Annotated in this window: 20 protein-coding genes and 1 pseudogene; 10 read left to right on the plus strand and 11 right to left on the minus strand. The window is 44.2% G+C overall.

Annotated features, from left to right (window positions below):
• Positions 1 to 92: 92 nt before the first annotated feature.
• The 9 genes from MVI27_RS00475 to MVI27_RS00515 all read left to right on the plus strand — a co-directional run bounded on the left by MVI27_RS00475 (position 93) and on the right by MVI27_RS00515 (position 7,719).
• Positions 93 to 1,232: an acyl-CoA dehydrogenase family protein gene (locus MVI27_RS00475; protein ID WP_246958678.1), complete on the plus strand. Its 1,140-nt coding sequence runs from the start codon at positions 93 to 95 to the stop codon at positions 1,230 to 1,232.
• Positions 1,233 to 1,363: 131 nt separating this feature from the next.
• Complete coding sequence (locus MVI27_RS00480) at positions 1,364 to 1,921, plus strand: TlpA family protein disulfide reductase (RefSeq protein WP_246958679.1); 558 nt, start codon at positions 1,364 to 1,366, stop codon at positions 1,919 to 1,921.
• A 51-nt stretch (positions 1,922 to 1,972) separates the two neighbouring features.
• Positions 1,973 to 2,539 (plus strand): DUF4230 domain-containing protein, encoded by a 567-nt coding sequence (locus tag MVI27_RS00485; protein WP_416346215.1) that lies wholly within the window; start codon positions 1,973 to 1,975, stop codon positions 2,537 to 2,539.
• A gap of 10 nt (positions 2,540 to 2,549) precedes the next feature.
• Positions 2,550 to 2,741, plus strand: a complete 192-nt coding sequence (locus tag MVI27_RS00490) for a hypothetical protein (protein WP_246958681.1) — start codon at positions 2,550 to 2,552, stop codon at positions 2,739 to 2,741.
• Between the two features lie 128 nt (positions 2,742 to 2,869).
• A complete protein-coding gene (gene thrS / locus MVI27_RS00495) occupies positions 2,870 to 4,789 on the plus strand; it encodes a threonine--tRNA ligase (RefSeq protein WP_246958682.1) in 1,920 nt (639 codons plus the stop codon).
• 28 nt (positions 4,790 to 4,817) lie between these two features.
• Positions 4,818 to 5,384, plus strand: coding sequence for a translation initiation factor IF-3 (gene infC / locus MVI27_RS00500; RefSeq protein WP_266213248.1), 567 nt, complete (start codon positions 4,818 to 4,820; stop codon positions 5,382 to 5,384).
• A gap of 431 nt (positions 5,385 to 5,815) precedes the next feature.
• Positions 5,816 to 6,013, plus strand: a complete 198-nt coding sequence (gene rpmI / locus MVI27_RS00505; RefSeq protein ID WP_031503941.1) for a 50S ribosomal protein L35 — start codon at positions 5,816 to 5,818, stop codon at positions 6,011 to 6,013.
• A gap of 117 nt (positions 6,014 to 6,130) precedes the next feature.
• Positions 6,131 to 6,475 (plus strand): 50S ribosomal protein L20, encoded by a 345-nt coding sequence (rplT, locus tag MVI27_RS00510; protein ID WP_246958683.1) that lies wholly within the window; start codon positions 6,131 to 6,133, stop codon positions 6,473 to 6,475.
• 71 nt (positions 6,476 to 6,546) lie between these two features.
• Complete coding sequence (locus MVI27_RS00515; protein WP_246958684.1) at positions 6,547 to 7,719, plus strand: M28 family peptidase; 1,173 nt, start codon at positions 6,547 to 6,549, stop codon at positions 7,717 to 7,719.
• A 53-nt stretch (positions 7,720 to 7,772) separates the two neighbouring features.
• Here MVI27_RS00515 and hisE read toward each other — a convergent pair whose 3' ends face one another.
• The 5 genes and pseudogenes from hisE to MVI27_RS00540 all read right to left on the minus strand — a co-directional run bounded on the left by hisE (position 7,773) and on the right by MVI27_RS00540 (position 10,981).
• A complete protein-coding gene (hisE, locus tag MVI27_RS00520) occupies positions 7,773 to 8,009 on the minus strand; it encodes a phosphoribosyl-ATP diphosphatase (RefSeq protein WP_246958685.1) in 237 nt (78 codons plus the stop codon).
• A gap of 75 nt (positions 8,010 to 8,084) precedes the next feature.
• A pseudogene (locus MVI27_RS11890) lies at positions 8,085 to 8,240 on the minus strand (phosphoribosyl-AMP cyclohydrolase); the annotation flags it as partial.
• Positions 8,241 to 8,341: 101 nt separating this feature from the next.
• Positions 8,342 to 9,448, minus strand: a complete 1,107-nt coding sequence (locus MVI27_RS00530) for a glycosyltransferase family 4 protein (protein ID WP_246958686.1) — start codon at positions 9,446 to 9,448, stop codon at positions 8,342 to 8,344.
• A gap of 152 nt (positions 9,449 to 9,600) precedes the next feature.
• Positions 9,601 to 10,413, minus strand: a complete 813-nt coding sequence (locus MVI27_RS00535) for a 2,3,4,5-tetrahydropyridine-2,6-dicarboxylate N-succinyltransferase (protein WP_246958687.1) — start codon at positions 10,411 to 10,413, stop codon at positions 9,601 to 9,603.
• Between the two features lie 28 nt (positions 10,414 to 10,441).
• Positions 10,442 to 10,981, minus strand: coding sequence for a C40 family peptidase (locus tag MVI27_RS00540; RefSeq protein ID WP_246958688.1), 540 nt, complete (start codon positions 10,979 to 10,981; stop codon positions 10,442 to 10,444).
• A gap of 128 nt (positions 10,982 to 11,109) precedes the next feature.
• Here MVI27_RS00540 and prmC point away from each other — a divergent pair, with 128 nt between their 5' ends.
• Complete coding sequence (gene prmC / locus MVI27_RS00545; protein ID WP_246958689.1) at positions 11,110 to 11,937, plus strand: peptide chain release factor N(5)-glutamine methyltransferase; 828 nt, start codon at positions 11,110 to 11,112, stop codon at positions 11,935 to 11,937.
• Between the two features lie 600 nt (positions 11,938 to 12,537).
• Here the strand turns inward: prmC and MVI27_RS00550 are convergent.
• From MVI27_RS00550 to atpH, 6 genes are all read right to left on the minus strand, one after another.
• Complete coding sequence (locus MVI27_RS00550; protein WP_246958690.1) at positions 12,538 to 13,194, minus strand: rhomboid family intramembrane serine protease; 657 nt, start codon at positions 13,192 to 13,194, stop codon at positions 12,538 to 12,540.
• A gap of 37 nt (positions 13,195 to 13,231) precedes the next feature.
• Positions 13,232 to 13,540: an ATP-dependent Clp protease adaptor ClpS gene (locus MVI27_RS00555; protein WP_246958691.1), complete on the minus strand. Its 309-nt coding sequence runs from the start codon at positions 13,538 to 13,540 to the stop codon at positions 13,232 to 13,234.
• Positions 13,541 to 13,553: 13 nt separating this feature from the next.
• Positions 13,554 to 14,912, minus strand: coding sequence for a hemolysin family protein (locus MVI27_RS00560; protein ID WP_246958693.1), 1,359 nt, complete (start codon positions 14,910 to 14,912; stop codon positions 13,554 to 13,556).
• 141 nt (positions 14,913 to 15,053) lie between these two features.
• Positions 15,054 to 15,911, minus strand: a complete 858-nt coding sequence (atpG, locus tag MVI27_RS00565; RefSeq protein WP_246958695.1) for an ATP synthase F1 subunit gamma — start codon at positions 15,909 to 15,911, stop codon at positions 15,054 to 15,056.
• A 91-nt stretch (positions 15,912 to 16,002) separates the two neighbouring features.
• A complete protein-coding gene (atpA, locus tag MVI27_RS00570; protein WP_246958697.1) occupies positions 16,003 to 17,580 on the minus strand; it encodes a F0F1 ATP synthase subunit alpha in 1,578 nt (525 codons plus the stop codon).
• An 18-nt stretch (positions 17,581 to 17,598) separates the two neighbouring features.
• Positions 17,599 to 18,138 carry an ATP synthase F1 subunit delta gene (gene atpH, locus MVI27_RS00575; protein ID WP_246958698.1) on the minus strand — a complete coding sequence of 180 codons (540 nt, stop codon included), beginning with the start codon at positions 18,136 to 18,138 and terminating at the stop codon, positions 17,599 to 17,601.
• Position 18,139: the final 1 nt, after the last annotated feature.

An 18,139-nucleotide genomic window follows, 5' to 3' on the forward strand; every position in this document is an offset into this window, starting at 1 on the left:
AAGATTATTTGATGTTACATTTTTCTTCTTTTAATGCAATCCATTTTTCCATTTCTGCTCAAATTAAGTATCTTTGAAATCAAATATTATATATGAATATCGAAACTACCGAGAACCTGGAAATGATCGCCGCCACGGCACGCGATTTTGCTGAAAAGAATATCAGACCGCATATTATGGAATGGGATGAAAGCCAGACTTTTCCTGTAGAACTGTTTCACCAACTAGGCGAAATGGGTTTTATGGGCATCGTTATTCCGGAAGAATATGGCGGTTCAGGGTTAGGATATCATGAATACGTTAAAATCCTGGACGAAATTTCGCAAGTGGATCCGTCGATCGGACTTTCCGTAGCGGCACATAATTCTTTGTGTACCAATCATATTTATGAATTTGGCAATGAAGAGCAGCGTCACCGCTGGTTGCCGCAACTCGCTTCGGGGAAAATAATCGGCGCCTGGGGCCTTACCGAGCATAATACCGGTTCCGACTCCGGCGGCATGAGTACCACTGCCGTAAAAGACGGTGACGACTGGATCATCAGCGGTGCCAAAAATTTTATAACCCACGCCATTTCCGGTGATATTGCCGTGGTGATGACGCGCACGGGTGAAAAAGGAGCCAAAAATAACTCGACCGCTTTTGTACTTGAAAAAGGAATGGAAGGCTTTACTTCCGGTAAAAAAGAAAATAAACTTGGGATGCGCGCGTCTGAAACGGCGGAACTTATTTTTGATCAGGTTCGCGTTCCGGACGCTAACCGGTTGGGTGAAGTAGGAAGCGGCTTTAAACAGGCAATGAAAATTCTGGATGGCGGCCGTATTTCTATTGCCGCGCTCAGTTTAGGAATTGCTAAGGGTGCCTACAAAGCTGCGCTTAAATATTCACTGGAGCGCAAGCAGTTCGGTCAGGCGATCAACAAATTCCAAGCTGTTAATTTTATGCTGGCAGACATGGCCACGGAAATTGATGCAGCGGAACTTTTGATCCAGCGTGCTTCTACCCTGAAGAACGCGAAGAAAGTAATGACCAAAGAAGGAGCTATGGCAAAATTATATGCTTCCGAGGCCTGCGTACGAATCTCTAATGATGCCGTACAGATCTTTGGCGGATATGGCTACACGAAAGACTTCCCGGTAGAGAAATTTTATCGTGATTCAAAACTTTGCACCATCGGTGAAGGAACTTCTGAAATTCAGAAACTGGTCATCGGCCGGGAAATTTCAAAATAATTTTTATTAAAGCATTGGTTCAGGCCAGTGCTTTTTTTTCTGTCTTAAATTAAATTTTAATGTTGTAGATCGTCGCTTTGGATTCTATATTTATATATTTGTCTGAAGCTTTATCAAATTTATGTACACAGATGATACAATATAAGAAAACACTCTTTGCTTTCGCCATTGCTCTTTTCACAGCACAATCTTGCCAAGGCCAGAAAACCGTCATCAACCGCGAAGTTGAAACCGCCGGTGGCAAAATGCTGCTCGGTACCCAAAGCAAAGATCAGCTGCTGAAGGAACCGTACAGCCAATGGTATAATTCTGAACACGACAGCTACCAGCTGGATCAGAAAACAATTACAGACTTAAAGAAAGAAAAATTAAACGCCTATAATATTACCCTGGTACTCGGAACCTGGTGTGGCGACAGCCATCGCGAAGTGCCCCGTCTGATGAAAATCCTGGAAGCGCTCAACTATCCCGAGGCGAAACTGCAAATGATTGCCGTGAACCGAAAATATGAGGCACCGGGCGGCGAGGAAAGCAAATATAACATCCAGCGGGTACCCACGATTATTGTGAGCCGTTACGGAAAAGAAGTAGGCCGCATTGTGGAACATCCGGCGACTGGCTATCTGGAACGTGACTTGCTTGATATTCTTAAAAAAGACCGCAGTTCGCTGACGGATATTCTTAAATAAAAATTGGCACACAAAAAAACAATTCTCGGATTCGTTGCCGGCATTTTGGTCATGCTGGTGATATACTTCGTGTGGCGCGGGCTCACCGTGAAAGAAGATGAGCAGGTGCAGAATGATTACTATATCATTACCAATCAAATCCGCAAGATGAACAAACTGGTGGTGATGGAGCAGGATTTTTCGAGTATGCAGAAAACCACGGTAACGTCGCAGTTGCTCGGCAGTTCGCTCCTGCCCTCGACCTCCAAACAGATCATCACTTTCACCAAGACCAATGCGCAGGTTTCCTACGATTTAAATAAAATGAAAATCGAGGTGGATTCAGCGAACCGCAAGTTGATTCTACGTGAAATTCCGGAGGCGCAGATCCGCATCATTCCCAGTGTGGAAATACAGTCTCTGGACGATGCCTTTTATAACCGTTTTAAACAAAAAGATTTTCAGAAAATTACCAAAGCCGCGAAGGACAATGCGTATAAAACGGTCAACCAGCAAAGGCTGCGTTCCGAAGGACGAAAGCAGCTCCTGGAAAACCTGGATCACATTTTTGTTTTGGCAAAGGCTTTGAATTATGAAATTGAAGATAAGACCGGTTTGGTCGATCCTTCGAAATTATAAAAACAAAGTCATGACTGAAAAGCAAAACACCACCGGCCAAAGTGCGCAGCCACGAAAAGAACATCAGGACCTGCCGAACATTCCGGCCTCCAGTTCCGCCCAGCCTTCCGAAGAAAAATTAAAAAAAGAAATCAAAAAAACGTCTGAACTTAATCCGGATGGCAAAACAGATAATACGGAAAAGAACAACCCACAACGGTAAACATACAAAATCCCTTCGGGGATTTTTTTATTGCAGTTACTTAAAACTCCAGTTTGATTCACGTGTGAGAGGTGCTGCTAAAAATGTAAGAAATTTCGTATTTTTGCAGATATACTCAAAAGTTTACCATGATTAAAATCACTCTTCCGGACGGAAGCATCAGGGAATTTGAAAACGCGGTTACGCCATTGGACGTAGCGCGTTCCATCAGCGAAGGTTTGGCGCGTAACACAATATCAGCGGTCGTGAACGGTACGCAGACAGAAGTGACCACGCCGATAACGGAAGACGCTACCCTGCAGCTGCTGACCTGGAATGATGATTTAGGCAAAAAAGCATTCTGGCATTCTTCTGCTCACCTGTTGGCACAGGCGATCATGGATTTCTATCCTAACGCAAAATTAACCATCGGGCCCGCCATCGAACAGGGTTTCTACTATGACGTAGATTTCGGCGATGAATCTCTGTCTGAAAAAGATTTTGAGAAAATAGAAAAGAGAATGCTGGAGCACGCCAAGAAAAACAGCACTTTTGAACTTACGCATGTTTCCAAAGCAGACGCTTTACAAGAATATGCCGATAATCCTTATAAAACAGAATTGATCTCTAATCTGAATGATGGCGAAATCACTTTCTGCACCCACGATAACTTCAGTGATCTTTGCCGCGGCGGGCACATTCCGGCGACCGGTATTGTGAAGGCCGTAAAGGTGCTGAACGCAGCGGGCGCTTACTGGCGCGGTGATGAGAAAAACAAACAGCTCACCCGAGTGTATGGAATCTCCTTCCCAAAACAGAAAGATCTGACCGAATACCTGGAGAAACTGGAGGAAGCGAAACGTCGCGACCACAGAAAGCTCGGCAAAGAACTCGGCATTTTTGCCTTCTCCGAAAAAGTGGGTGCCGGTCTTCCGCTGTGGCTGCCTAAAGGTACCGCGCTACGCAAAAAGCTGGAAAATTTCCTCTCGGAAGCGCAAAAGAAATCAGGCTACGAGTTTGTTATGAGTCCGCACATCGGTGCCAAGGAGCTATATGTAACCTCCGGTCATTGGGATAAATACGGTGCCGACAGTTTTCAGCCCATCAAAACACCAAACGACGGCGAAGAGTTCATGCTGAAACCGATGAACTGCCCGCACCATTGCGAAATTTATAAAGTAGGCCAATGGTCTTATCGCGACCTACCCAAGCGTTTTGCTGAATTTGGCACGGTTTATCGCTATGAACAGTCTGGTGAATTGCACGGTCTGACCCGAGTTCGCGGATTTACACAGGATGATGCCCATATTTTCTGTACACCGGATCAGTTGCTGGAAGAGTTTGAAAATGTAATTGATTTAACTTTATATGTATTCAAGTCTTTAGGATTTGAAGACTTCGTAACACAGGTGTCCCTTCGTGATCCGGAGAATAAGGAAAAATACATCGGTACTGATGAAAACTGGCAAAAAGCAGAAAACGCCATTATTCAGGCAGCGGAGAAAAAAGGTTTGAAAACCATTGTGGAATATGGCGAAGCCGCCTTTTATGGTCCGAAACTTGATTTCATGGTGAAGGACGCTTTGGGACGCAGCTGGCAGCTGGGCACCATTCAGGTGGACTACAATTTGCCGGAGCGTTTTGATCTTTGGTACACCGGAAATGATAATGAGAAGCACCGCCCGGTGATGATCCACCGCGCACCGTTTGGTTCCATGGAAAGATTCATCGCGATTCTGTTGGAAAATACGGCGGGTGACTTCCCATTATGGCTGGCACCGGAGCAGTTTATTATTTTGCCGATCAGTGAAAAATATGTGGACTATGCAAAAAAAGTTTCACAATTGTTGGAAAATCACGATATTTGCGGCCGAATCGATGACCGAAATGAGAAAACCGGAAAAAAGATCCGGGATGCTGAATTACAGAAGTTTCCGTTTATGCTGATCGTCGGTGAAAATGAAGAAGCGCAGGGTACGGTTTCCGTACGACGACGCGGAGAAGGCGACCTGGGCGCGATGCCTGTTGCCGACTTTGTACGGTTGTTTCAGGAAGAAGCAGCCATTTAATTGATAATAACCTTTAAAATATAAAACCATAGCACAAAAATTTCATTACAGAGGCAGAGGTCCGCAGCGACGCGTACAACAGGAAGATCTACACCAGATTAACCAAAAAATTCGTGCAAAAGAAGTACGGCTGGTAGGCGACAATGTGGAACCCGGAGTATATCCGCTGGAGAAAGCGCTGGAAATTGCAAGAAGCCAGGATCTGGACCTTGTGGTAATTTCTGATAAGGCAGAGCCCTATATCACGCGTATTCTGGATTATAAAAAATTCCTCTACGAGCAAAAGAAAAAGCAAAAGGAACTGAAAGCCAAGCAGGTTAAAGTGGTGGTGAAGGAAATTCGTTTCGGACCTCAGACGGATGAGCATGATTACGAATTTAAAAAGAAGCACGCTGAGAAGTTCCTGGAAGAAGGTTCCAAACTAAAAACCTATGTTTTCTTTAAAGGGCGTTCCATTGTGTTTAAAGACCAGGGCGAAATTCTACTACTGAAACTGGCGCAGGAGCTGGAACACGTGGGCAAGGTAGATCAGCTGCCGAAGCTGGAAGGGAAACGGATGATTATGATGATGAGTCCGAAGAAACCGGCGAAATAATTTGAGAATTTGAAAATATGAGAATTTGAGAATTTTCTGAAATATATAAAGAGGACTTAGTTGTAAGTTCTCTTTTTTTCATGTCATTCTCCTTTCAGCTTTTGAACTGTTTTGTAATTTGACGGGGAGTTTTTTGCGTGAGGGATCGTAACGGTTACCCCACAGCGAGCGCGCGGAACGCCGTGGAGCGCGCAAGCGAGGAGTATGAGTGCAGAGCCCGGCGGAAGCGAGTGAAGCGGCGGCCGGCGCAAGCCGGGTGGCGCTGAACGAGCGCGCGACACGCCCAAAACGTCCTGCCAACACCGGTACAAATACTTTTTTAATTCAGTGAAATATCGTACTTTTGCCCTCTGAAAATCATGCCGCGTATTTCCCCTAAGGAATTGCGGCGCGGTTGGAGGAATTTGATAACAGATCTAAAAGCAGCAAAAATGCCAAAATTAAAAACGAAATCAGGTGCTAAGAAGCGTTTTAAACTGACCGGAACCGGAAAGATTAAAAGAAAGAATGCTTACAAAAGCCACATTCTGACGAAGAAAGAAACCAAGCAAAAGAGAAATCTGACGCAAACTTCCTACGTTGCTACTGTGGATGAGAAAAGCGTTCTGCGCCAATTAGCCATCAAGTAGTTTTTATAAATCTAACCGGTTTATAAGAATTCTTGTAATTCAACAATTTAACCCTGAAACGGTGCTCATAAGTTTCGCTCAACGGCGGACGCCCTTTTCAAAAAAACAATTTAAATTATGCCAAGATCAGTAAATGCCGTAGCTTCCAGAGCTCGCAGAAAAAAAGTAATGAAACAGGCTAAAGGTTATTTCGGAAGAAGAAAGAACGTTTGGACTGTGGCCAAAAACGCCGTGGAAAAAGCAATGCAATATGCTTACCGCGGCAGAAAAGAGAAGAAAAGAAACTTCCGTTCCCTGTGGATCACCCGTATTAATGCAGGTGCCCGCCAGCACGGAATGTCTTACTCCCAGTTTATGGGTGCTCTGAAAACCAACAACATCGAATTGAACCGTAAAGTTCTGGCGGATTTAGCAATGAATCACCCGGAAGCGTTCAAAGCAGTTGTGGACCAAGTAAAATAATGTAGAATTTTTCTGTTATCAAGAATCAGCCTCGCACTTTTGGTGTGAGGTTTTTTTGTTATTTTTAGCAGATGAAAAAACTCTCTCTGCTGGCGCTGGCCTTGTGTTCTTTTTCCTTATCGGCGCAAAATTTCATCGAAGCTTATCAGCAACGCGCGGATCAGGTTTCGCAAACCAACATCAATTCTTATTTGACCAAATTTGCAGCCCTTGGTGTGAAAACCACCGGCTCTGTTGCGAATAACAACGCCTATGATTGGCTGCGTTCGCAATATCTGTCTTTCGGTTACGAGGAAAGCCAGCTTTCCGAAAATGCGTTCTCTTACGGTGGCAAAACCACAAAAAATTTAATACTGACGAAAACCGGCACCAAATATCCCGACACGTATGTGATTGTGTGCGGTCATTACGATACGATCGTTGGTCCCGGCGTGAACGACAACGGCAGCGGCGTGTCGCTCATCCTGGAAGTCGCGCGCATTCTGAAAGATGTTCCAACGGAATACAGCATCAAGTTTATCAACTTTAGCGGTGAGGAGCAAGGTTTGCTCGGCAGCCAGCATTATGTGAGTACTGTGGTTAACGGTACGACACCAAAAATGGATATTAAGCTGGTTTTTAATATCGATCAGGTCGGCGGTGTGGCAGGAAGCACTAACAATACGATTACCTGCGAACAGGATTTTTCGGTGCCCAATTCGAACAACGCTGCTTCTGCGCAGGTGACGCAGGAACTGATCAAGCTGGTGGGACTGTATTCTCCGCTGCAAACCATAACAGACCGCGCGTATGCTTCGGATTATATGCCATTTCAGACAAATGGCGAAGTGATTACAGGTTTTTATGAATCCAATGAAAGCACACATCCGCATACATCTTCTGATATATATGCGAATATGGATCCGGTGTATTTGTACCAAGTAACCAAAGCTGCGGTAGGTGCCGTGCAACACTTCGCTACAGCTGGTACCGCGCTCTTATCTGCAATCGATCCCGGATTGGAAAAGCTGAACGGAATCCAATTGTATCCGAATCCGGTCACAGATCTTTTGCACATTTCTTTTCCAACAGAAGTGCCGCCGAAATACACGTTGGTCCTCACCGATATGGCGGGCAAAAAAGTGCTGCAGGTACAAAATCAGTCCACTGTGAATTTATCCCGCCTGGTCAAGGGAATGTATGTAGCGACTTTAACTGCAGGTGATGAGCACATCAGCAGGAAAATCATGGTATCACCAAAATAAATTAACCGGCCGAAACGTGTCTTTGCCGTAAAACTTCTTCAATATCCCGAAGGCTACGTTCCTTTTATTTTTAATAAAATCATCAGGTGAAATAACAGATCAGCGGCCTCATTTTTAAAGAGGTCGTCATTTTTATCTTTAGCTTCAATTACTACTTCCCCGGCCTCCTCTCCCACTTTCTGAACGACTTTATTGAGTCCTTTCTGAACGAGCTGTGATATATACGAATCGGCGCTGCCGGAATCTATGCGCTGCGAAATGATTTTTTCCAGATTGTTCAGAAAATTCATTTTTTCACGTTCGCCGAAGCAACTGTACGCTCCGGTGTGACAGGTAGGTCCAGCCGGTAAACCTTTGATGAGCAGTGTGTCCTGATCGCAGTTTTCTGCGATGCATATTACCCCCAGCGTATTTCCCGAGGTTTCACCCTTTTTCCAAATCCGGTGGCGGCTGCGGCTGTAAAAATAAACCTGGTTATGTCCAGACGGTTTTGTATTGTTTTTTAATTCACTTAGTGCTATAACATAATCAACCCGTCCTTAGATGAGATGATGTTGATGGATAAAAGTGAATACGTTTTTCATAGCTGAATTAATGATGCAAAGATATTATCAAATAAAATTTAATCTCGCGCAATAACCTCCTGATATACTGTCATTAAACTTTCCGCAACAGCGCGATCTTCGAACTTTTTCACGTACTCTAGACCTATTTCTTCCCGCCTCTGGCGCTCGGCAGGGTTGTTCCACAAAAATAAAATTTTCGATTTCAAATCTTCAGGATTTTGTGGGTGTACATAGAGGGCAGCCGGTCCGCCCGCTTCGGGTAAAGAAGAGATGTTGCTGGTAATCGTTGCAGTTCCTGAAAATAAAGCTTCAATGACCGGAATACCAAAACCTTCAAAAAAACTTGGATACACAAAAATATCGGCCAGCTGATACAGGCAGGCTAAATCTTCCATCGGGACATTTTCGGGAAAACAAAGCTGGCGGCAGAGCTTATTCTTTTTGCTAGAAGTCTGAATTTTTTTAAAATATTTTGTCTTTCGTCCAACAATCACGAGAGGAATATCTGTTCCTTTTATAGCCTTTAAAATATTGAGAGTATTTTTTCTTTTTTCAATGGTACCCACATTTAAAATAAACCGCGCCGGTAACTCATATTTCTTGCGGATTTCTTCTAAGTGTTCGCGACTATATTTAATCTTAAAAGCCTGGTGACAGCCTTGATAGACCACGCTTATTTTTGCGGCGGGAATTTTTAAAAATTCAACAATATCCTGTTTTGTTTGCTCCGAAATTGCAATAATCTGATCTGCTGCAAGACAAGCTTTTTTAAATTTCCAGAAATGAATTTTACGGTCGAAAAAAGAATAATATTGCGGAAAACGGACGAAGATTAAATCATGAATGGTAACTATCTTTTTGATCGGCTTTTGGTTCCAATGCCACGGCAATTCCCCGGACAAACCATGAAAAACAGCTGCATCTTCTTCCTGCGCGCCAAGGCCCATCGTACGCTGCCTGGCTAAAAAAGAGTCAGCCAACGGAACAAAAGAAACAGACTTTCTTCCGGCAATCTCTGCCCCTAAATCAGTTTCTTTTTCATTTAAAAGCAGATACTGGTTTTCGGGATAAAAGTCGCTGAGCATGCGCACCAAGTCCCGCGAATAATTCCCCAAACCTGATCTGTTCTGAAAAAACCGTTTGGCGTCGAAAGCAATTTTCATTATAAAGCGTTAGGTACTATACATTGGGGTTTATACAACTTATTAGCACACCTATGTTTAAATATCATAATAAGAAAATAAATCCCAAAAATATATTTGGGACTCAGGATGGATTTTAAAAACTTTTCTTTCACAGTACGAACTGCAAATTGTTAAACAGCGACATTGTTTTCGCGCAGCGCATCATTCAGGCTCGTCTTCTTGTCGGTAGATTCTTTTCGCTGACCGATGATTAAAGCGCACGGCACCTGATATTCTCCGGCGGCAAATTTCTTGGTATAGCTGCCCGGAATTACAACCGAACGTGCCGGAACCCGGCCTTTCAGTTCGACCGGTGTCTCGCCGGTTACATCTATGATTTTAGTGGAAGCCGTTAAGACTACATTCGCACCCAGCACCGCTTCTTTTTCTACATGCACGCCTTCCACTACGATGCAACGGGAACCCACAAACACATCATCTTCGATAATGACCGGCGCTGCCTGCAAAGGTTCCAGCACACCGCCAATCCCGACACCACCGCTCAGGTGTACATTTTTTCCAATCTGCGCGCAGCTTCCGACAGTCGCCCAGGTGTCTACCATCGTTCCACTGTCCACGTATGCACCGATATTAACATAAGAAGGCATCAAAATGACACCGGAGGCGATAAAAGCACCTTCTCTGGCTACTGCATGCGGTACGACGCGAACGCCTTTCTCCGCATAATTTTTTTTGAGCGGCATTTTATCATGGAATTCGAAAGGGCCAACCTCAATGGTTTCCATCTGCTGAATCGGGAAGTACATCACGACTGCCTTCTTAACCCATTCGTTCACCTGCCAGCCGTTATCTGTTGGTTCCGCTACCCGCAATTCACCCAGGTCTAAAAGTCGGATGACTTCGCGGATGCTATTTTGGCTTTCAGCCTGCTGCAGAAGGTCCCGGTTTTCCCAGATATTCTCTATCGTTTCCTGTAATGTCATGTTATTTTTAATATAGTTTTATTTGATTTTATAGAATTCTGCGGGCAAATAAATAAGCCTGATTCCAGTACTTTTCGTTCAGTGACGAAATAATTACGCCTTTCGATGTAGATGAATGGATAAATTTAACTTCCCCGTCCCGACCAATGTCGTGTACAATGCCCACGTGCGTAACCCGGGATCCACCGGAAGTAGCAAAGAAAACCAGATCTCCCGGACGTGCTTCTTTAATTTTGATTTCCTTTCCCTGAGTGGACTGGTCTTCGGAACGGCGTGGCAGTTTGTATTTGTTTTCATCAAATACTTTAGACACCAGACCGGAGCAGTCAAATCCCGCGGAAGTATTGCCGGCATATTTGTAGGGAGCACCCAGGTATTTCTGGGCATCTTTCAAAAGTTCACCCACGATCGCGGAGTTTTTACCGGTATAATAGGAATCCAGTACTTTCAGGTTTGTATCGCGTTTTACAGTTTTGGTGGGCGTTTCTCTTTTCACAACAACCTTTCCCGGCGTACCACACGAAATCATACAACCGGCGGCAGCAGCGACTAACAAATATTTTCTCATTTTCTTCAACTCTGAACAGGCTCAAAATTAATGAATTTATTTCGGAAGAACAGCAGATAAAAAGATGCAGCGGTTTGCTAAAAACAGTTTTAGAAAAAAGAAAGTAATTTTAGGGCTTTGAAATGCCTATGACTCTTCACCAAATTCAGGAACTGTTTTACACCGGGCTTGCCTCCCACTATACACGCGCGGAAATCCGGATTATTTTTAATGCGGTTGCAGAAAAGATTGTCAAAACTAAACCGGATACTGACCGACAAGAAGTCAGCGAAAAAGAAATGTCGCATTTTGGTGAAATGCTGGAAGCACTTCAGTCGGGCAAACCGTATCAGCAAGTGATCGGAGAAACGGAATTTTATGGTTTGAATTTTAAAGTCAATGAACACGTTTTGATTCCGCGGCCAGAAACAGAAGAACTTTTAGAGCTAGCGCTTCAACAATTAATGAGTAAAACCAAACTGAAAATTCTGGATATCGGCACCGGCTCCGGGATTATTCCAGTGGTTTTGAAAAAGCATTTGCCGGATGCCGAAGTACGTGCCGTAGATATTTCACCGAAAGCCTTGAAAATAGCCAGTGAAAATGCGAAACTGCAGAAAGTTGACATTAAGTTTAATCAGATGGATTATTTACGCACCGAATTAGAGGGCCAGTACGATGTGTTTATATCGAATCCACCGTATATTGGCTTGGAGGAAGAAGTTGATATTCTTTCCGGTGTAAAAGATTTTGAACCGACCATTGCTTTATTTGCGCCCGTACCGGATGCGCTGGTTTTCTACCGTAAAATTGCGGAAGACTGCAAGATATTTTTAAAAAAAGGTGGATTTATTTTCCTCGAAATTAACCAGCTGCTGGGCGCGGAGACGCTGGCATTGTTTACACCGATGCTTGAGGAAGCTTCGCTAGTAAAAGATTTGTCGGGGAACGACCGGTTTGTGGTGGGGAGAAAATGAGTTGTTGGTTTTTTTGTTGATACAGTGATTTGTTGAGTGGTGTGAAGATATTACTATGGAGGCGCGAGCGAAGCGAGCGCCGAAACGAGTTTTTGTAAAGCCCGAAGGGCTGAAATTATTTCAAATTTTCGAATGAGCAATCATTACACCCCGAAGGGGTGACATAACCGGTGTAAATCTGAACAATATAATGGTTGAAGATATAAAAATGTCATCTCGTCAGGATTCTAATTGTAGCTGATGTTTTCTATAATAATGTCATCCCTTCGGGATTCTAATGGGATATGATTTATCTGTAACAATTTAATCACTTCGGAATTCAATTGAATGTTTCTCTTTCTACAATAATTTTATCCGTTCGGGATTTTCGTGATATGACGTACAATGATACAAGTCTACAATTACGTCAGGCGTTCAAGTTCATGAACCAATGCTTTCGCACAGGCGCAGATTTCGCTTGCGTAAAAAGAAGAAAGACCTATCAAAACTAGCCGCGATTGAACGGCCTGTTTGAGCTCTGCCGCGCGGGCCAAAGCCCGCGCGGCAAGCGAGTAGTGAAAGCGCGACGGTTTGCCGAAATGGAAACGACCCGTCCTGCTCCTAAAGTAAACGCTTCCGGATAAAGACCTGATACGCCATATACAGCAAAGGCAGGCTCATAATGCCCAGATACACTGCGTTCGTTACCGCCGCCGCCGGCACCGTCAGTACAGAATAGGCAAGTCCGAAAGCTGCGCCGCCCAAATGCGCCGCGTGGCCGATATTATCGTGCTGCCGCGGATTCAGCATCATATATACCGAATAGCCAAAATAAAGCGCGCCGAAAATATATCCCGGAATCGGAATCGGAATGAAAAAGAAATAAATATCGATTTGCGGATACACCGCAATAGCTGCAAACAAGATCCCGGCTACGCCCCCGCTGGCCCCAATGGCAGAATACCAGCCCTGATTTTTGTACAGGTACAATGAAAATAAATTTCCCAGCAACACCGAACCGAAATACACAATCAGAAAGGCTATATCTCCAAAGGCCTGGATCACGATTGGCCCGAAGAAATACAGCGTGAGCATATTGAAGACCAAATGCATCATGTCCGCGTGCAGAAATCCGGCCGACAGTAATCGGATATATTCCTTGTTATGACGGATGGCACCTACATTAAACTTGTATTTTTCGAAGATGCTTTGGTTATTAAAAGCTATAAAACTGATAATAGCTGTGGCAGCAATTACCCATAGCAAAACTGAAATCATAAATATGTTTTGATTTAAAAAAATGCAGCGCGGCTGCTTACACGATTTCGGAGGTCAGACTGCGGCCCAGCAACTTTTCGTGCATGGGTTTAAGATCTTCCAGACTACCGGTTTTCACGGTACATTTGCCTTTATAATGAACCAGAATGGTACACTGCTCTGCCTGCTCCAAAGTGTGGTGGCAAATTTCGATAAGCGCCTGAATTACGTAATCAAAGGTGTTGACATCATCATTCCACAAAACGAGTTTGTACACATCGTCTTCTTTTTCAAGTAAGGCAATGTCTTCCTCGTATTCACGCTGGGGATTGTAATGGTCTATATTGTAAATTGTATCAAAATACATATTGTAACTTCTATCAGATTTCACCCATTTCGTTGGCCAGTTCATTCAGGAGGCTGGGTTCTTCGTACACTAATTCCACCAGATCAACACTTTTATTCTGCATCTTCAGGATTTTAAACTTGTATTTGTTCAGTTCAAATTCCTGGTTTTCCAGCGGAATATCTTCGAGTTCGTGCAGAATAAATCCGGCAAGCGTGTTGTATTCTCCGTCTTCGGAAAGCGGGAAAGGTCTCGGCAGGCATTCGTTAATTTCATCGAGCGGCTGGGTAGCCTTGACCCAGTACACATTTTCGCCTACTTTATCTACGATGCGTTCTTCTTCATCTTCCTCGTCTTGAATTTCACCCACAAGTTCCTCCAGAATATCTTCCAGCGTTACAATCCCTTCGGTGCCGCCGAATTCGTCGATAACCACCGCAAGGTGCTGTTTCTTTTGCTGGAACACTTTGAGCAGGTCCGAAATCTTCTTGCTGCCCACCACAAAGAAGGCTTCACGCATCAGTTCTTTTAAATCATCGTGTGTTAACTCACCTTTTCTCTTAACGTATTCCCGGATGATTTCCTTCGCGTAAAAAATTCCGATGATGTTATCAATGGAGTCCTTGTACACGGGGAGCCGCGAATAGCCGCCCTCCATAATTACCGAAATAATATCCTCTACGGAATCTTCGAAATCAATAGAGGCAATATTCTGGCGCGGCACCATAATCTGCTTGGCACTATGGTCCGTGAAATCAAAAGCGTTTTTGATAATCTCGTAGTTCTCTTCCTCGATCTCACCGGAATCTGCCGATTGTTTTACGAGCAACTGCAATTCCTCCGTGGAGTGAATTTCCTGTTCCGAGGCCGGATAAATCTTAATCAAACGCAGAAACGCATTCGACATATGATTCATCGACCAGATGAAGGGTTTAAAAACCGTATAGAACGCGCGCAGCGGCATAGCGATCACCATACTGGTCTGCTCCGATTTACGAATCGCTATTGATTTGGGAATAAGTTCACCGAACACAATGTGCATTACCGTAATCAGCAGGAAACTTAAGACCAAAGAAATAGTGGTGACAACCGTTTCGGCAATATTAAAATTAAAATAATGGAAAATATTTTCGATGACATGGTGCATCGCGCTTTCACCAACCCAACCTAAGGCAAGTGAAGCCAGCGTAATTCCTAACTGCGTGGCGGAAAGATATTCATCAAGATGCTTAATAATATGCTCAGCCTGCTTTGCCATGGAATTACCTTCGGCAGCTTTCAACTGAATCTGGGAATAACGAACTTTAACGATAGAGAATTCTGCAGCTACAAAATAACCATTTAAGATCACAAGAAATAAGGCTAAAAACAGCTTAAATATGTCAGAGTCCATTCAGTAAAAATAAGAGTATATACCGACAAATATACATAAATTTAGAATATTTGAATTTTAATTAAAGTTAACCTTCGATAACCGTTACACAAAAAAAGCGCTGCAATATGCAACGCTTTTTCGTTATATTACCAAAACAGTTTAGCTGTTTTTCAAGGCTTCCGCGCCGGAAACAATTTCCAGAATTTCATTGGTAATTGCCGCCTGGCGTGCTTTGTTATAGAAGATCACCAAATCATTCTTCAGCGCCTGTGCATTATCCGTCGCTTTATGCATGGCAGTCATCCGCGCACCGTGTTCGGAAGCAATACTATCCAGAATTGCTTTGTACACCTGCGTCTTGATGGACTTCGGCATCAGCACTTCCAGGATTTCTTTGGCATTTGGTTCAAAAAGATAGTCGGTATTGGCTGTTTCCGTTTTCTCCGGCATTGCAATTGGTAATACCTGCTCGGTTTTTACCTCTTGCGTTGCAGCATTGATGAACTTATTGTACACCACAAAAACTTTATCAAAACGGCCGTCGCGATAATCGCGCATCACGTTCTCCATGAATCCGCTCACAGCCTCGAAGCTCATTCCGTCGAAAATCGCACTTTGATTATCGTACACTTTACGGTTTCGGCGAACAGCGTCATACACCTTTTTACCTACCGTCATGATTTCAATTTCATACGGTGCATTGGCGATGGACTGATTCAGAGCCTTAATTACAGAAGAGTTAAACGCGCCGGCAAGTCCCTTATTGGAGGTTACAACAACATACAACACACGTTGTACTTCACGCTGCTCGGTATAGGTGGAAACTTCTTCCAGATCTGTAGTAGCGCTTACGTTCTCGATAATTTCCTGCAATTTCTCAGAATAAGGACGCAGCATCACGATCGCATCAGTTGCTTTCTTCAGCTTTGCAGCAGAAACCATTTTCATGGCACTGGTAATCTGCATTGTGGAGGAGATGGAAGTAATTCTGCCCCGTATTTCTTTTAAGTTTGCCATTCTTTAATTTATAAATTTGAAAATAGGAGAATCAGATAATATGATTTCGCTACTTGCCTTTACCAAATTATCTAATTCTCAAATCGTCTAATTAATTATATTTGGAAGCCAGCTCCGTTGCCGCCTGTTTCAGCACACCGGTAATCTGGTCATCAATTTTCCCGGCCTTGATCGCAGCCATCGTTTCCGGATGCTTGGAACGCAGGAAGTCTACGTACTCAATCTGGAATTCCTTCACTTTATTGATAGGAACATTTCTCAGCAGGTTTTCTGTTCCGGCGTAAATCATGGCTACCTGTGAATCAACAGGAAGCGGCGAGTTAACCGGCTGCTTCAGGATTTCCACGTTGCGCTCTCCTTTGGAGATTACCGCTTGTGTAGAAGCATCCAAATCCGAACCGAATTTAGCAAACGCTTCCAGTTCTTTATATTGCGCCTGGTCCAGTTTCAGGGTACCGGAAACTTTCTTCATGGATTTAATCTGAGCGTTCCCTCCTACCCGTGATACGGAAATACCCACGTTGATTGCAGGACGAACCCCGGAGTTAAACAAGTCAGATTCCAGGAAGATCTGTCCGTCTGTAATTGAAATTACGTTGGTCGGGATATACGCAGAAACGTCACCCGCCTGTGTTTCAATGATTGGGAGTGCGGTTAAAGAACCACCTCCTTTTACGATTGGCTTCAGTGAATCCGGAAGGTCATTCATCTGCGCAGCAATTGTGTCATCTTTGATCACTTTTGCAGCTCTTTCCAACAGTCTGGAGTGCAGGTAGAATACGTCACCTGGATAAGCTTCACGCCCCGGTGGTCTTCTCAGCAATAGGGAAAGCTCACGGTACGCAACCGCCTGTTTGGACAAGTCATCATACACGATCAGTGCCGGACGACCCGTGTCACGGAAATATTCACCAATGGCAGCACCCGCCATCGGAGCATATACCTGCATTGGAGAAGGGTCAGAAGCATTCGCAGCCACTACAACGGTGTAGGCCAGAGCTCCTTTGTCTTCCAGTGTTTTAACGATTTGTGCAACGGTAGAACCTTTCTGCCCCACAGCCACATATATACAAAATACAGGTTGACCTGCATCATAAAATTCTTTCTGGTTGATGATCGTATCAATCGCCACGGTCGTTTTACCCGTCTGGCGGTCACCAATAATAAGCTCACGCTGGCCGCGTCCTACCGGAATCATGGAGTCGATCGCAACAATTCCCGTTTGCAGCGGCTCGTTTACCGGCTGACGGAAGATTACACCAGGTGCTTTGCGCTCCAATGGCATTTCATACAAATCACCGGCGATAGGTCCTTTCCCGTCGATAGGATTCCCCAGGGTATCCACTACTCTGCCCAGCATTCCTTCTCCTACTTTGATAGAAGAAATACGTTTGGTTCTGTTTACGGTGTCACCTTCTTTTACCAGTTTGGATTCGCCCAGAAGTGCTACCCCCACATTGTCTTCAGCAAGGTTCAGTACGATCCCTTCCACTCCGCTGGAGAACTTCACAAGTTCACCATACTGCACATTTTCCAAACCGTACACAAGTGCAATACCATCACCAATGGTAAGCACTGTTCCTACTTCTTCCACATTGGCCTGTGTATCAAAGTTGGCTAATTGCTGCTTAAGAATTGCAGATACTTCTGCCGGATTTATTTCTGCCATTTTATGGTTGTTTTAGTTTTAGTTTAATTGAAATTCTTTTTTCAGGCGCTCCAGCTTGGTGCGTACAGACGCATCTACCTGCTGGTCTCCCACACGAAGAATGTAGCCACCCAAAATTTCGGGATTCACTACAGAGGTCACTTCGTATTTATTGTTTAAATTAACAAGTGCTGCGGAACTCAGGATTTTCTGAATGTTCTCTTCAGCTAAAGGCGCTGCCGATGTTACTGTAACACGCTGTACACCGCGCATATCTTCCACCTTATTCACAAAGGCATTCCCGATGCCTGCCAGCTGGCTCTCGCGGCCCTGCTTAATCACCAGGTTAATCAGGTTTTGAGATACCGGTGAAAGGTTTTTAAAAATCGCTGCAGCGGCGGCTGTTTTCTTCTTTACATCAATTACCGGAGACGCCAGAAAGCTCTGTAGTTCCCGGGAACCATTGATGGTGTTCACCAATGTTTTCATCTCTGCAAACACGGTATCCGTACTGCCGGCTTCCTGCGTAAACTGCAGCAAGCCCTGCGCGTATCGTTTGGCTACTTTACTGCTTACCATG

Source organism: Chryseobacterium salipaludis (assembly GCF_022968825.1).
Taxonomy (GTDB): domain Bacteria; phylum Bacteroidota; class Bacteroidia; order Flavobacteriales; family Weeksellaceae; genus Kaistella; species Kaistella salipaludis.

What these genes read in the sequence shown, in the direction of transcription:
- hisE (WP_246958685.1), bottom strand. Translation starts at nt 8,009, where the DNA reads ATGAATTTTCTGAACAATCTGGAAAAAATCATTTCGCAGCGCATAGAT.
- MVI27_RS00480 (WP_246958679.1), top strand. Translation starts at nt 1,364, where the DNA reads ATGATACAATATAAGAAAACACTCTTTGCTTTCGCCATTGCTCTTTTC.
- atpG (WP_246958695.1), bottom strand. Translation starts at nt 15,911, where the DNA reads ATGGCAAACTTAAAAGAAATACGGGGCAGAATTACTTCCATCTCCTCC.
- MVI27_RS00555 (WP_246958691.1), bottom strand. Translation starts at nt 13,540, where the DNA reads ATGTATTTTGATACAATTTACAATATAGACCATTACAATCCCCAGCGT.
- MVI27_RS00530 (WP_246958686.1), bottom strand. Translation starts at nt 9,448, where the DNA reads ATGAAAATTGCTTTCGACGCCAAACGGTTTTTTCAGAACAGATCAGGT.
- MVI27_RS00515 (WP_246958684.1), top strand. Translation starts at nt 6,547, where the DNA reads ATGAAAAAACTCTCTCTGCTGGCGCTGGCCTTGTGTTCTTTTTCCTTA.
- MVI27_RS00550 (WP_246958690.1), bottom strand. Translation starts at nt 13,194, where the DNA reads ATGATTTCAGTTTTGCTATGGGTAATTGCTGCCACAGCTATTATCAGT.
- atpA (WP_246958697.1), bottom strand. Translation starts at nt 17,580, where the DNA reads ATGGCAGAAATAAATCCGGCAGAAGTATCTGCAATTCTTAAGCAGCAA.
- thrS (WP_246958682.1), top strand. Translation starts at nt 2,870, where the DNA reads ATGATTAAAATCACTCTTCCGGACGGAAGCATCAGGGAATTTGAAAAC.
- MVI27_RS00560 (WP_246958693.1), bottom strand. Translation starts at nt 14,912, where the DNA reads ATGGACTCTGACATATTTAAGCTGTTTTTAGCCTTATTTCTTGTGATC.
- MVI27_RS00485 (WP_416346215.1), top strand. Translation starts at nt 1,973, where the DNA reads ATGCTGGTGATATACTTCGTGTGGCGCGGGCTCACCGTGAAAGAAGAT.
- MVI27_RS00540 (WP_246958688.1), bottom strand. Translation starts at nt 10,981, where the DNA reads ATGAGAAAATATTTGTTAGTCGCTGCTGCCGCCGGTTGTATGATTTCG.
- MVI27_RS00475 (WP_246958678.1), top strand. Translation starts at nt 93, where the DNA reads ATGAATATCGAAACTACCGAGAACCTGGAAATGATCGCCGCCACGGCA.
- rpmI (WP_031503941.1), top strand. Translation starts at nt 5,816, where the DNA reads ATGCCAAAATTAAAAACGAAATCAGGTGCTAAGAAGCGTTTTAAACTG.
- prmC (WP_246958689.1), top strand. Translation starts at nt 11,110, where the DNA reads ATGACTCTTCACCAAATTCAGGAACTGTTTTACACCGGGCTTGCCTCC.
- rplT (WP_246958683.1), top strand. Translation starts at nt 6,131, where the DNA reads ATGCCAAGATCAGTAAATGCCGTAGCTTCCAGAGCTCGCAGAAAAAAA.
- atpH (WP_246958698.1), bottom strand. Translation starts at nt 18,138, where the DNA reads ATGGTAAGCAGTAAAGTAGCCAAACGATACGCGCAGGGCTTGCTGCAG.
- MVI27_RS00490 (WP_246958681.1), top strand. Translation starts at nt 2,550, where the DNA reads ATGACTGAAAAGCAAAACACCACCGGCCAAAGTGCGCAGCCACGAAAA.
- MVI27_RS00535 (WP_246958687.1), bottom strand. Translation starts at nt 10,413, where the DNA reads ATGACATTACAGGAAACGATAGAGAATATCTGGGAAAACCGGGACCTT.